Origin of the sequence: Cryptosporangium sp. NPDC051539 (assembly GCF_044454545.1) — a bacterium.
Taxonomy (GTDB): Bacteria; Actinomycetota; Actinomycetes; order Mycobacteriales; family Cryptosporangiaceae; genus Cryptosporangium.
The window spans coordinates 268,549-280,449 of record NZ_JBITDV010000005.1; the positions used below are offsets into that span (position 1 = coordinate 268,549).

General features: G+C 72.1%; 15 protein-coding genes. 4 read left to right on the plus strand and 11 right to left on the minus strand.

From position 1 onward, the window contains the following. Positions 1 to 81 precede the first annotated feature (81 nt). Complete coding sequence (locus ACIBZJ_RS17725) at positions 82 to 1,005, plus strand: alpha/beta fold hydrolase (protein WP_395930681.1); 924 nt, start codon at positions 82 to 84, stop codon at positions 1,003 to 1,005. Here ACIBZJ_RS17725 and idi read toward each other — a convergent pair. Then, positions 968 to 1,516, minus strand: a complete 549-nt coding sequence (gene idi, locus ACIBZJ_RS17730) for an isopentenyl-diphosphate Delta-isomerase (RefSeq protein ID WP_395930683.1) — start codon at positions 1,514 to 1,516, stop codon at positions 968 to 970. The two genes, ACIBZJ_RS17725 and idi, sit on opposite strands and share 38 nt — an antisense overlap. Positions 1,517 to 1,770: 254 nt before the next feature. On the opposite strand from idi, the gene mycP reads away from it, so the two are divergent. Continuing rightward, positions 1,771 to 3,039, plus strand: coding sequence for a type VII secretion-associated serine protease mycosin (gene mycP, locus ACIBZJ_RS17735; RefSeq protein ID WP_395930685.1), 1,269 nt, complete (start codon positions 1,771 to 1,773; stop codon positions 3,037 to 3,039). 11 nt (positions 3,040 to 3,050) lie between these two features. Here the strand turns inward: mycP and ACIBZJ_RS17740 are convergent, their stop codons facing one another. The 5 genes from ACIBZJ_RS17740 to ACIBZJ_RS17760 all read right to left on the minus strand — a co-directional run bounded on the left by ACIBZJ_RS17740 (position 3,051) and on the right by ACIBZJ_RS17760 (position 5,243). Beyond that, the gene (locus ACIBZJ_RS17740; protein ID WP_395930687.1) at positions 3,051 to 3,566 is read right to left on the minus strand and encodes a hypothetical protein; all 516 of its coding nucleotides are present in this window, start codon (positions 3,564 to 3,566) and stop codon (positions 3,051 to 3,053) included. Positions 3,567 to 3,686: 120 nt separating this feature from the next. Continuing rightward, positions 3,687 to 3,929 carry a histidine phosphatase family protein gene (locus ACIBZJ_RS17745; RefSeq protein ID WP_395930689.1) on the minus strand — a complete coding sequence of 81 codons (243 nt, stop codon included), beginning with the start codon at positions 3,927 to 3,929 and terminating at the stop codon, positions 3,687 to 3,689. Then, positions 3,836 to 4,387, minus strand: coding sequence for a phosphoglycerate mutase family protein (locus ACIBZJ_RS17750; protein WP_395930691.1), 552 nt, complete (start codon positions 4,385 to 4,387; stop codon positions 3,836 to 3,838). Before ACIBZJ_RS17750 ends, ACIBZJ_RS17745 begins: the two co-directional genes overlap by 94 nt. Further along, a complete protein-coding gene (locus tag ACIBZJ_RS17755) occupies positions 4,384 to 4,866 on the minus strand; it encodes an SUKH-3 domain-containing protein (RefSeq protein ID WP_395930693.1) in 483 nt (160 codons plus the stop codon). The genes ACIBZJ_RS17750 and ACIBZJ_RS17755 overlap by 4 nt, the downstream gene beginning before the upstream one ends. Continuing rightward, complete coding sequence (locus tag ACIBZJ_RS17760) at positions 4,863 to 5,243, minus strand: YwqJ-related putative deaminase (protein ID WP_395930695.1); 381 nt, start codon at positions 5,241 to 5,243, stop codon at positions 4,863 to 4,865. The genes ACIBZJ_RS17755 and ACIBZJ_RS17760 overlap by 4 nt, the downstream gene beginning before the upstream one ends. A 55-nt stretch (positions 5,244 to 5,298) precedes the next feature. On the opposite strand from ACIBZJ_RS17760, the gene ACIBZJ_RS17765 reads away from it, so the two are divergent. Continuing rightward, the gene (locus ACIBZJ_RS17765) at positions 5,299 to 6,948 is read left to right on the plus strand and encodes a right-handed parallel beta-helix repeat-containing protein (RefSeq protein ID WP_395930697.1); all 1,650 of its coding nucleotides are present in this window, start codon (positions 5,299 to 5,301) and stop codon (positions 6,946 to 6,948) included. Here ACIBZJ_RS17765 and ACIBZJ_RS17770 read toward each other — a convergent pair. The 5 genes from ACIBZJ_RS17770 to ACIBZJ_RS17790 form a co-directional block, all read right to left on the minus strand. Continuing rightward, complete coding sequence (locus tag ACIBZJ_RS17770; RefSeq protein ID WP_395930699.1) at positions 6,945 to 7,430, minus strand: SUKH-3 domain-containing protein; 486 nt, start codon at positions 7,428 to 7,430, stop codon at positions 6,945 to 6,947. The two genes, ACIBZJ_RS17765 and ACIBZJ_RS17770, sit on opposite strands and share 4 nt — an antisense overlap. After that, positions 7,427 to 8,143, minus strand: a complete 717-nt coding sequence (locus tag ACIBZJ_RS17775; RefSeq protein WP_395930701.1) for a YwqJ-related putative deaminase — start codon at positions 8,141 to 8,143, stop codon at positions 7,427 to 7,429. The genes ACIBZJ_RS17770 and ACIBZJ_RS17775 overlap by 4 nt, the downstream gene beginning before the upstream one ends. Then, entirely contained in the window at positions 8,140 to 10,404 is a 2,265-nt protein-coding gene (locus ACIBZJ_RS17780; RefSeq protein ID WP_395930703.1) for a toxin glutamine deamidase domain-containing protein, read from the minus strand. Before ACIBZJ_RS17780 ends, ACIBZJ_RS17775 begins: the two co-directional genes overlap by 4 nt. A gap of 69 nt (positions 10,405 to 10,473) precedes the next feature. Beyond that, complete coding sequence (locus ACIBZJ_RS17785; RefSeq protein WP_395930705.1) at positions 10,474 to 11,031, minus strand: hypothetical protein; 558 nt, start codon at positions 11,029 to 11,031, stop codon at positions 10,474 to 10,476. Between the two features lie 27 nt (positions 11,032 to 11,058). Further along, positions 11,059 to 11,304: a hypothetical protein gene (locus ACIBZJ_RS17790; RefSeq protein WP_395930707.1), complete on the minus strand. Its 246-nt coding sequence runs from the start codon at positions 11,302 to 11,304 to the stop codon at positions 11,059 to 11,061. 48 nt (positions 11,305 to 11,352) lie between these two features. Between ACIBZJ_RS17790 and ACIBZJ_RS17795 the strand changes: the two genes are divergently transcribed. Further along, positions 11,353 to 11,901 carry a hypothetical protein gene (locus tag ACIBZJ_RS17795; protein ID WP_395930709.1) on the plus strand — a complete coding sequence of 183 codons (549 nt, stop codon included), beginning with the start codon at positions 11,353 to 11,355 and terminating at the stop codon, positions 11,899 to 11,901.

Here is an 11,901-nt window from a genome sequence, read left to right on the forward strand (position 1 = left end):
TGTCAGCTCGGTTAGCGCAGGAAACGTGCACGCCAGCAGGTGGCGGACCGTGAACGAACGCAGGTCTCTACTGTGAGGACCATGGCCAACCCGCCGGACGACGTGATCGTCCTCCACGAGGGACCATGGAGCCACCGCTTCGTCAGCGCGAACGGCAGCCGATTCCACGTCGTCGAGGCCGGTACCGGCCCACTCGTCCTGATGCTGCACGGGTTCCCCGAGTACTGGTGGACGTGGCGGCACCAGATCGAACCGCTCGCCGAGGCCGGGTACCGGGTCGCCGCGGTGGATCTGCGTGGTTACGGCGCCAGCGACAAACCACCGCGCGGCTACGACGGGTTCACGCTCGCGAGCGACGTCGGCGGGCTCATCCGGGCGCTTGGCGAGCGGGACGCGATGCTCGTCGGTCACGACTGGGGCGGTGCGCTGGCCTGGGCGACGGCCGCGTTCCACCCGCGTCAGGTGCGGCGGATGGTGATCCTCGGATCGCCGCACCCGCTGCGGCTGCGGACGGCGATCGCCAGCGACCCACGCGGCCAGCTCGCCGCCAGCCGGACGCTGTTCGCGTTCCAGACCCCGCGGTACGAGCACCGGGTCACCGCGGACGACGCCACCTACGTCGAGGACCTGTTCGAGAAGTGGGCCGGCCGGCGCTGGAAAGAATCGGACGAGTACGCGGAGTACACCCGAGCCTGCCGGACCGCGATCCAGATTCCGCAGGCGGCGTTCTGTGCGATGGAGTACTACCGCTGGTCGCTGCGGTCACTCACCCGCCCGACCGGGTGGCGGTACGCGAAACTGATGCAGGCGCCGATCGCCGCGCCGACGCTCCAGCTGCACGGCGCGGACGACACCTACCTGCTGCCACGCACCGCTCAGGGCTCCGGGCGGTACGTGACCGCGGACTACGAGTGGCAGGTGCTGGACGGCGTCGGGCACTTTCCGCAGTCCGAACAGCCCGAGCTGGTCACCGGTGAGCTTCTCCGCTGGGCAAAAGCGTCGTGAGCGCCGGGTGGCCCTCCAGTTCGGCGAGCTGGAGGAGCGACCACGGCGACAGCCCGCTGGTGTCTTCGACCGGCCACGAGACCCAGCGGTACTCCTCGACCTCGTCCGGGTTCGGCTCCGGTTCGGTGTCCACGCGGACGCCGAACACCGGGCAGATCTCGTTCTCGACGATGCCGTCGAGCTCGGCCCGGTAGCGGAAGTCGGGTAGCAGCGGCACGATCTCCGCCGCCTCGACGACGAGACCCAGCTCGTATCCCAGCCGCCGCCGCACCGCCTCGACGGGCGACTCCCCCGGCGCCGGGTGCCCGCAGCACGAGTTCGTCCAGACTCCCGGCCACGTCTTCTTGCTCAGCGCCCGCCGGGTCAGCAGGAAACGGCCGGACGCGTCGAAGACGTAGCTGGAGAACGCGGCGTGCAGTGGGGTGTCGGCGTGGTGACTGGCCAGCTTGGGGGCGGTCCCGGTCGGCTGTCCGTCGTCCGCCAGCAGGACGATCAGCTCATCGTCCGGCACCCGGACGGCCGGAATCGCGCCACCGACCGGCCACGTTCCGCTGTGCGGTTGCTCACAGGCATCCGCGCCCGATTCAATCCTGTCTATACCGGCCAACACGTAATTAGCCTCTTCCATTCACGGCGCTGCACGCGTACCCGATCCAGTCTGCCTGCTCCGGCCGGTGCGCGCTTCTCGAGACGAGCGAGGCACACGGTGTTCGTTCGCCGTACCGTGGCATCCGACCACCACCACCTTCATCTGCGGAGATAGCCGTGCGCGACCGTGACCGAGTACCGAGGCTCGCCGCCTTCGTGCTCGCCGCGGTGACCGCGCTGGTCGCGGTGCCGACGGCCCCGGCCGCTGCAGACACCGTCCGCGGCCAGCAGTGGCAGCTCTCGTTCCTGCAGGCGTCCTCGGCCTGGCGGTATTCGGCCGGCAAGGGCGTCACGGTCGCGGTCATCGACTCGGGCGTCGACGCGACGCACCCCGACCTCGTCGGTCAGGTGCTCCCCGGCACCGACTTCGTCGACGGCACCACCGACGGCCGGTCGGACGTCGTGGGTCACGGCACCGCGGTAGCCGCGTTCATCGCCGGGCACGACGACCCGAACGGCGTGGTCGGCCTGGCGTACCAGGCGAAGATCCTGCCGGTCCGGGTCCTCGACCCGCGCAACGAGTACGACTCGGCGACGACGGTCGCGAAGGCCGTCCGGTGGGCGGTCGACCACGGTGCCGACGTGATCAACCTGTCGCTGGGCAGCGCCGACACCGCGAAGGTGCTCACCGACGCTGTCGACTACGCGTTCGCCAAGGACGTCGTCGTGGTCGCGTGCGACGGCAACCTCTCCAACGACCGGGGTGCGAAAGTCTGGCACCCGGCACGCGAGCCCGGCGTCGTCGCGGTGTCGGGCCTGCTGCGCACCGGCTCGTTCTGGACCGGTTCGCTGCAGGGCCCGGAGACCGTGCTGGCCGCACCGGCGACCGAGCTGACCGCGGCCGGCATCGACCACGGGTACTGGCGGGTGCAGGGCACCAGCTTCGGCGCGCCGATGGTCAGCGCCACCGCGGCGCTGATCCGCTCGCGGTACCCGAAGATGTCCGCGGCCAACGTCATCAACCGGCTGATCACCACCGCCACCGACGAGGGCGCGGCCGGGCGCGACACCGAGTACGGCTACGGGGTCGTCGACCCGGTCGCGGCGCTGACCGACCGGGTGCCGTCGGTGACCAAGAACCCGCTGCTCGCCAAGCCGGTCAGCACGAACCAGGGCGGCAGCGCTCCGTCGGCGTCACCGGCGCCGACGGTGCCGTCGGCCGACCCGTCCGCGGTCGAGGCGCCGGGCCCGGCCGCTCCGACCGCGCAGCCGAGCGAGACCGCGCTGGCCGGTCAGCTCGATTCGTTGCGGACGCGGGCCCTGCTGGCGGGCGGCGCGATCGCCGCCGTGCTGCTGCTCGGGCTCGGCGGTCTGCTCGTGATGGTGCTGCTCAGCGCCCGTCGCCCACGACCCGGACGCAAAGGCTGGGATCTACCGCCGGAGTGACCCGTGGGCCCTCAGCTCGCGGCGCGGGCCAACGCGTCCCGGTAGGTGTTGCGCACGGTCAGCAGGCGACGCTGCTTGAACCGGCCCGGCTCGGTCTGCCGCAGCGTCCGGCTGCGATCGGACCAGAACCCCGCCCGCGGCACCTCGTCCTTCTCCGGCGGGATGAACTTCAGAACCTCGTCCATCGCCGCCACCGCGACGATCAGCGACTCGCGCGCCTCGGCCGAGAGCACCGGACCGGGCTCGCGGCCCGGCCCACCGGCGGCGGCCTGCGCGCAGACGTCGGCCACGTACAGCCACTCCCCGGCGTCCAGCAGCTCGGAGGGTTCGTCGCCGCCGAACAGCACCACGTCGCCGGCGCCGGGCAGCAGCGGACGATCGGGGAGCCGGAAAACGAACGCGCGCGGTGACCGGCAGCCCGGGCAGGAGCCGCTGTAGCGGCGCGCCGGGGCGCCGTCGTCCGAGGTGAGTGCACTATCCCAATGGACGTCGCTCTTACCGCAGTTCGGGCAGGGATGCATATCCATATAGAGATGGGCTTCGTCCCGGGTTCGTGCTACCGGTAAGGCCATACCGGGCAGCCTAACCGAATTGGTCGGTCGCGCGACCCCGCCGACCAGCCGAAATGTTATCAGCGTAAGCCGATATCAAAGGTGTCGAATGTCATTGAATAGCGTCAATCGAAGCGCCGATCCGTCCCATTCCCACCGAGTTACCGAAGCATTACGAATGCCACCGGACTTCGCGATCGCGTGCACGTCACTCTCGACCAGACCCTCGATCACGTAGCGCAACATCACGACGACGGAATCGTGAGCGACGAGGAGCACCCGGCGCCCGGAGGCGTACCGCGCCAGGTCGGCGAGGAAGCTGCGCAGCCGGATCGCCATGTCGGCGTGCGACTCCCCGCCCGGCGGCCGGTAGTAGAGGAAGCCGGTCTCCTCCCAGCGCTCACCTCGTCCGGGTAGGCCGCGCGGACGGCCGCCTCGGTCATCAGCGTGAGGACACCGATCTCCCGGTCACGGATCCGGTCGTCGAGCCGGAACTCGACTTCGCCGTCGAGCGCGTCCACGGCCGCCCGGGCGGTCAGCTGCGCCCGCAGGTAGGTGGACGCGATCACCAGGTCGGGCGGGTTCGGCAACGCGGCGGCCCAGCGGCCGACCGCGGCCGCCTCCTGCTCACCACGCTTCGAGAGCGGGACGTCCGCGTCGCGGGCGGGCAGGCCGTCGACCGACGCGATGCCCTGCTGGTTCGCGGCGATCAGCAGCTCGTTCGAGAGGCTCTGCCCGTGCCGGACGACGGTCAGCTCGGCGACGTCGAGGCCGGGCACCGGGAAGCCCGGGATCACACCGAACCGTCCGCGCGCACCCGGGCCGGACGACGTCCGAGCACCAGCGTCACCAATGCCTCGTCGATCGTGCGCCCGAGCAGCCACTCCGCGGTGTGGTCGAGCGCGAACACCCGTCCCTTGCTATCGATGGCCAGCACCGAGACACCGCCGTCCTCCAAGCCCAGCGGGAACACGCCGGTACCCAGCGCACCACCCAGCCCGCGCAACGTCAGCCAGGTGGGCAGCGCCAGCTCGGGGTCGAGCGTGAACGACGTGCGAGCCACGTCGACGCCCGGCCCCGACTGCTCGACCGCGAGCCCGCCGAACTCGGCCAGCGCCGCGGACGCCGCCGGCGAGAACGTGTGCTGGTGGCCCCCCGGTGACGCCCAGGCGCTGAGCGTCAGGCCCCAGTGGCGGGCCCGCTGCACGTCTTTCGACCCGGGTGACCACCCGGCCGCCGTCAGAACCTCGAAGACGTCCGCGGGAAACCGCGTCATGCGCTCACCGTCGAGATGCCGAACCGGTCGAGGAGCACCGCACAGGACCGGCAGGGCGGCTGGAACTGCCCGTGCGTCGGGTCGCCGTCCTCCCGGATCCGGGAGATGTGGATCTGGCCGCCCGTCAGCACCTCGCGGGCCTGCTCGACGGTGATCGCGGGCCCGGCCTCGTGCAGCCGGTCGGAGATCAGCACGACCTCGGCGCACCAGCCGGTGAATCGCTCGCGGTGCTCGGCCGCGAGCCCGTCGAGGACCTCCCGCACCACCGGGTGCAGGTTCGGCGGCGCGTCGCCCCGGACCGAGGTGTGCGAGTGCACCAGACCACCGACGATGAGCGCGCCGGCGGTCATCGGCAGCGGACGAGGGGCATCGGGCATGGGCTGGACCATACCCGGCCGGTTTTCGCCTTCGACCGCTACCGTTGGCCTCACTATGTCTCGCACGCTCCTGGTCTCGTCCAGTCGCCCCGGCGCCTACCCGACGATCAGTGAGGCGCTCGCCGCCGCCACTGCCGGGACGGTCGTGTCGGTGGAGGCGGGCGAATACACCGAGAACCTCGAGTTACCCGGCATCGACGTCACCGTGACCGCGGCCGACGGCGCCGAGGTCACGATCGCGTTCCGCGACCGGTACGCGCCGCTGATCCGGACGCGCAGCGGCACGGTGACGCTCACCGGGCTGACACTGAAAGCCGGTGACGCTCCGGCTGTGCTGTCCGAGGGCGGTCGCCTGGCCGTCGAGAAGTGCACGATCGAAGCCGGGTTCGGCCCGGGCGTCCGGGCCAGCGACCGGGTGCAGCTCGCGATCACCGGATGCACGATCCGGAAGGCCCAGCAGGGCCTGCTCATCGAAGACGCCGGTGGCACGGTCGCCGACACGACGATCGAGGACATCGGCGACGACGGTGTCGTGGTGCGCCTCGGTGCCGACCCGGTGCTGCGCGACTGCACGATCGTCCGCTGTGGATACCGCGGGATCTACGTCTACGAGTCCGGCCGGCCGACGTTCGAGGGCTGTGACGTCTCCGAGACCCGGGAAGCCGGGGTCGCGATCGCCCAGGGCAGCGCGCCGACGTTGCGGCGGTGCTTCGTCCACGACGTCGTCGGCGCCGCCGTCACCGTCGACCGCGGGTGCGGAGGGCAGATCGACTCCTGCAAGCTCGAAGGACCGGTGAAGATCGCCGACGGTGCGACGATCACGGTCGTCGAGGCACCGCCTGCGGCCTCGGCCGGAGTCGGCGCCGGCACCGACAAGGCCGACGCCGAGCAGGTCGATGCCCTGCTCGTCGAACTCGACACGATGGTCGGCCTGGCCGGGGTGAAGGCCGAGGTCCGGGCCCTGATCGACGAGATCCAGGTGAACGAGTGGCGGCGCAGCGCCGGGCTCGCGGTCGGCGCGATGAGCCACCACCTGATCTTCGCCGGAGCACCCGGTACCGGTAAGACGACGGTCGCGCGCCTCTACGGGCGGATCCTGGCCGCGCTGGGCGTGCTGCCGGGCGGTCCGTTCCGCGAGGTCTCCCGCCGGGACCTGGTCGGTCAGTACATCGGGCACACCGCGGAGAAGACCTCGGCGGTCTTCGACGCGGCGAAGGGCGGTGTGCTGTTCGTCGACGAGGCCTACACGCTGTCCCGGGCCGGTGCGGCCGGTGGCGACTTCGGGCAGGAAGCGATCGACACGCTGGTCAAGCTCATGGAGGACCACCGCGACGAGATCGCGGTGATCGCGGCCGGCTACACCGGTGAGATGCAGGAGTTCCTGGACGCGAACCCCGGTCTGGCGTCAAGGTTCGTGAAGACGATCGAGTTCGGCAACTACGCGCCCGACGAGTTGACGCTGATCGTCAATCGCATGGTGACCAGCGGCGACTACGCGCTGGCCCCGGACGCGGAGCCCGCGCTGCTGCACCACTTCAGCACGATCGAGCGCGACCAGAACTTCGGTAACGCCCGCGAGGCCCGCAAGTTGTTCGAGGGCATGCGCAAGGCCCAGTCACAGCGGTTGCGGGCGCTGGGCCGGATGCCGGGGCTGGAGGAACTGCAGACCCTCACCGCCGCCGACGTCCACCTCGCGACCCGCTAGGTCCACGTCCCGTCGTCGCGCACCCGCGGGGGCGAGATGCCGGTGATGAGCGTGACCAGGGCCGCGTCCAGAGACACGCCCAGGAACCACTCGCCGGCGTGGTCGAACGCGAACACCCGGCCCCGATCGTCGATCGAGAGCACGGCGTCCCCGTCGCCCTCGACGCCGAGCGGGAACATTCGCACGCCCAGCACCCGGCCCAGGTCGGCCAGGCTCGCCGCGGTGGCGGCGGCCATCGTCGGGTCGAGCGCGAACGGCCGCCGCCGCAGCTCGATGCCGGGCTCGTCCTGACGCACGAACAGCCCGCCGAACTCGGTCAGCGCGGACTCCGCGGCCGGGAACGGCACGTGACGCGACCCGTCCGCACCCGGCTGGGCGCAGACCAGCCGGATCGCCTCCGCGCTGGCCTCCGGGACCGCCCGCCCCTCGGCCCAGCCGCTCGCGTGCAGCACCGCCTCGACTTCGCTCGGGAATCGGCTCACGAGTCGACCTCGGGCCAGAAGTCTTCCGGAGGCGCGATGTCGAAACCGAAGTACGCGAGCATCGCCAGGCACGACAGACACGGCGCGCCCGGCACCGCGTCTTGCGGGTCGGCGGGTTCGCGTACCCGGTACGTGACGAGCTCCGCGCCGCGGAACACACGCTTGCGCGCTTCGTCGAGAGTGGCCGGTGCGGGCTGGCGGGCGTCGTAGGCGAGCAGGGCCCCCGAGAGCGCGGCCACCTCCGAGCAGCGCTGGTAGCCGCGCTCGCGGAACTCCAGCGGCAGCCGGCGCAGGGCGTCCGCGACCAGCGGGTGGTGCTGCGGCTCGGAGTCGCCCTTGATGCTGCGCGCAGTGACCGGCGGGCCGTCCAGCAGCAGGTAGGTGATCGTCGCCGGGGTACCGACCCGGTCGAGGTCACGGCGGGCCTGGGTGAGCTGGTCGCTCACCGGGCGCGGCCGGCCGAACGCGGCCCGCTCGGCCCGGTACCGCTGCGCGACGACCTCCACCGGCAGGGCCGGCCAGACCGACAGTTCGCCGGACTCCCGGTCGATCACGCCCCGGCCCGCGCCGAGCTGCGGCTCGATGCCCGCGCCCCAGACGACGAACCCGGCGTCGAACTCGTAGAGCTGGGGCGAGAGGTCGGGGCTACTCTCACCGACCCAGCGCGCCGCGATGCGCCTGGCCTCGTTCGCGGTGATGCCCGGAGCCGTCACGACACCGACCCGACGGCTTGCGTCACCGCGGTCGCGTACGCGGTGGACGCCGTCCGCGTCGTCCACGGCGAGAGCGGAGCGCCGGGGAACGGAACCGGCCGCGCCGAGCCGTCCACCATCAGCACCTCCAGCGTCCGGATCCACTCCGCCGGTACCGGCGTGTCCGACACCGTACCGAGCTGCGGATCGACCCAGCGTGTTCCGCCCCGGTGGTTGACGGCGGCCCAGGTGCGGGCGTCGCCGTCCTGCCAGCCGGTCACCAGCACGGCGAGCGCGCCGTGGCCGGCCTGCCGGAGCTGATCGGCGACCAGGTCGAACGCGGTGTGCACCGCGTAGGCCTCGGCCGGGGTCTGGACGTCGGCCGCCTGCCGGAACAGGATCTGCAGGCTGCCGTCGAGCCCGCTCTCCAGCCGGTGCCGTCCGGTCGTCTCGCCCCGCAGCGGCAACCGGGTCGTTCCGCTGCGGTGCGCGTCGACGATTCGCGGCACCGCCACCCGCGGACGACCGCGGACGAACGCGTCGAACAGCGCCAGCGTCGCGTCCACGCAGTTCTGGGCGCGGCTGTTGTCGGCGAGCAGACCGACTCCGTTGAGCCGGCTCAGCCAGTCCGAGGTCAGCTCGGGCGCGGTCACGAACGAACCGTCCGGGTTGCGCGGCAGCACCTGCTCCAGCGCGACGTGCTCGGACAGGAGCGGCCGCCGGTAGCCGACCGGAATCTCGCCCTGGTGAGCCAGCGCCACCGCGGCGCCGTTCACCCAGCGGCTCAGCTCGGGCCGCAGGCCGACCAGGTCGATCAGCCGTTCCCGGGAATCGAGCCGGGCCCGGATCGCCTCGGCGATGCAGCCCGCGGCCTCGTGGTCCATCCGCTGGGCGTCGCTGCCGAGCCGCTTGTAGCGGTCGACGAGCGTCTGCTGGCGCGCGGACAGCTCGACCGACTCGCTGACCCGCTGGTCGCGCTCGCCCGACAGCCCCTCGAGGTGCGCGCCGAGCTGCCGGAACCGCTGCTCGGCGCGGTCCAGCCAGTCGCGCAGCTGCTGCACCTGGTTCTGGCCCTGCTCGGCCCTGGCGTTCGCGGACTCGCCGTCGGTGCCGCCCAGCCGGGCGGCCTCGTCGCGCAGCTGGCCGATCCAGGTGTCCCAGGCGGCGACGTCGCGCATCGCGCCGCGGGCCTGCTCGGACAGCTTGCGCTGCTCCTCGGCGACGCTGTTCGCCTCGCCGGTGATCTGCTGCAGCTCCTCGGCGAGCGTCGCGCGCCGGTGGGCGGTCCACTGCCAGGTCGCGCGCGCCTCGTAGGCCTGGTCCCGCGCGATGGCGGCCTGCCTGCGCAGTTCGTCACCGCGCGACTCGGCGGCCAGCGCCTCGCGTCCCGCGCGGTGGGCGAGGACCTGGAGCTCGACATCGGACCGCCGGCGACCGTCTTCGAGCGCGGTCATCCGCGTCGCCGACTGCGGCGCCGCGACCGGCGGCGGCATCAACAGCCGGATCGCCCGGGGTAACCGGTCGGCGACCGCCTGCCGGTAGTCGCGCCGGCCGCCGAACGGCCCGGCCGGATCCGGGTCCGGATCCATTCCGACCTCGGCCGACAGCGCCAGGAAGCCTCCCGTCGGCTCCGACAAAGCACTGTGCGGACGCTGCGCAGGCAGCGTCGGCGCGGGCTGCGGCGTCGGCGCGCTCAACGAGGCGACCAGCGGAGAGGCCGCGGGCCGGGCCGGCTCGACCGGCTTTTCCGGTGCGGGCGGCGCGTCGGCCGAGAACGCCAGCGCGAGCGGCACCTTCCGCGGAGCGTCCGCCTCGGGGGTAGTGAGCTTGGGCAGCGGACCGCTGACGAACTCCGGAGGAGTGAGCAGGGCCGGAGGCGTCGGCCCCGGCTCGAAATCGGCCGGATCGGGCATCTGGTACGGCTGCGTCGGCTCGTCGACGAACCGGCGGCGCCGGTCGGCGTTCATCCGGTCGCTCGGGTCGGGCAGCGCGGGCGTGTTCTGCAGCGCGGGTGGACCGGCGTCGACGTCCGGGTCTGCGGCCAGCCGGAAGCTCGACCGCGACCAGCGCGACGGGTTCGTCAACGCCCGCGGAACATCCGTCGGCGACGCCGGACCGTCGGGTTCGGACCCGTCCGCACCGTTCGGGGCACTCGACGTGCTCGACGGCAGCGCGGGGCCCGCCGACCACCTGGTCGCGCCGGGATCGTCCTCCGGTGGCCCCATCCGCTCCACGTCGGGCTGCCCGACATCGGATGGGGGGCCGTTTTTCGTCTCGGTCACCGGATCGGAGGCGACAGCGTCAGACCGCAAAACTCCACGGGAACACGGTACGCGGGTGCCGGCCGTGGTTCAGACCGAAGAGTCGATTTCCTCGAGGATGCGGTGGTAGGTGTCACGGATCACCTCGAGCCGGTCCCGGGAAAAGCGGCCCGGCTCCTCTTCCCGGACAGAAATGCCCAGGTCGGACCAGAAGGATTCGATCGGGACCTCGTCGGCACCGGACGGGACGAAAGCCAGCACCTCGTCCATCGCGGCCCTCGCGGCCGAGATCCGGGACCGGGCCGCCAGGCGCCCCTCCGCGTCGAGGGCCGAGGTCTGCGCCGGGACCGCGCCCGCGTAGCGGTCGGCGACCCACAGCCACTCCCCCGGATCGAGCAGCTCGGACGGGGCTCCGTCGCCGTAGACGACCTGGCCGACGATCGGCAGCACGATGTCGTCGGGCAGCCGGAACACGAACTCGCGCTCGGTGCCGCAGGACGGGCAGGTGCCGGTGTAGCGGCTGCCCAGATCGTCGTCCAGCTCGATGACGCTGCTCGACCACGAGGACGCGGTCTCCCCGCAGTCGCAGGGCCGCAGGTCCATGTAGAGGTGGGCCTCGGTACTGGTCCGGGCAAGCGGTGTCGCCATGCCCCGACTCTACGAGAGGCGCGCCGCTCAGCCCCGGTAGTCCCCGGTATCCGGGTCGTAGCCCATGATCTCCCGCGCGCGGCGGAAGTACTCGTCGTCGGCGCCCTCCGGCGGGTCGACGTCGACGTGGTGGACGCCGTAGTCGTCGGCGGCGTGGGGCTTCGGCTGGGCGGCGGCCGCGTGCTTGAGAACCCACTCGTCGTGCATCGCGGCGAGTTCGGCCAGTTGCTGCTTCACTTCCGGATCGATGTCGTGGATCTCGTCGTCGGGCATGCCCCGATCATCCCGCCCGGGTGTGGATGCTGGCTACGATCGCCCGCGATGAGCATTCTTCTCCCGGTGGGGCATCTCCTGGGCTCCGAATACGACGAGGCGACCGGCGAGGCGACCCAGCGGATCCGGGTCGGGCCGGACGTCGTGCACCTGGACGGGCCGCGGTTCGCGGTCTGGTCGCTGGCGCACGGGACGTCGACCGTCGACGGCGTGCTGGCGTCCGGCCTCCCGGACGCGGACGTCGCACTCGCCGCGCTGCTCGACGACGGCCTGGTCACGGTGGTCGCCCCGGACGCGGTCGAGGCGTTCGCCCGTCGGCACCGGCTGGTGCCGCTGATGCTCGGGCTGGGCAACCTGCCGGAGTCGCCGGAGGTCTACCAGATCGGGCTGCCGGGCAGCCCGCTGCTGCACGTCTCGGCGGCGGTGTTCGACGTGTTCCGCTGGTCGCCGGTGGAGAACGACCTGTGGTCGGCCGGGATGGCGACCGCGGGACGGCTCGGCTCGGTGGGTCCGGAAGAGCTGCTCGGCGAACTGCTGGCGGTCGTGCACACGCTGCTCGCGTCGAGCGCGGTCTGCCTGGATGCGGCCCTAGGATGA

Excerpts from the sequence above, each read along its gene's own strand:
- ACIBZJ_RS17790 (WP_395930707.1), bottom strand. The coding sequence starts at position 11,304 with ATGCCCGACGACGAGATCCACGACATCGATCCGGAAGTGAAGCAGCAA.
- ACIBZJ_RS17725 (WP_395930681.1), top strand. The coding sequence starts at position 82 with ATGGCCAACCCGCCGGACGACGTGATCGTCCTCCACGAGGGACCATGG.
- ACIBZJ_RS17795 (WP_395930709.1), top strand. The coding sequence starts at position 11,353 with ATGAGCATTCTTCTCCCGGTGGGGCATCTCCTGGGCTCCGAATACGAC.
- ACIBZJ_RS17765 (WP_395930697.1), top strand. The coding sequence starts at position 5,299 with ATGTCTCGCACGCTCCTGGTCTCGTCCAGTCGCCCCGGCGCCTACCCG.
- ACIBZJ_RS17755 (WP_395930693.1), bottom strand. The coding sequence starts at position 4,866 with ATGACGCGGTTTCCCGCGGACGTCTTCGAGGTTCTGACGGCGGCCGGG.
- ACIBZJ_RS17745 (WP_395930689.1), bottom strand. The coding sequence starts at position 3,929 with ATGGCGATCCGGCTGCGCAGCTTCCTCGCCGACCTGGCGCGGTACGCC.
- ACIBZJ_RS17785 (WP_395930705.1), bottom strand. The coding sequence starts at position 11,031 with ATGGCGACACCGCTTGCCCGGACCAGTACCGAGGCCCACCTCTACATG.
- ACIBZJ_RS17760 (WP_395930695.1), bottom strand. The coding sequence starts at position 5,243 with ATGCCCGATGCCCCTCGTCCGCTGCCGATGACCGCCGGCGCGCTCATC.
- ACIBZJ_RS17740 (WP_395930687.1), bottom strand. The coding sequence starts at position 3,566 with ATGGATATGCATCCCTGCCCGAACTGCGGTAAGAGCGACGTCCATTGG.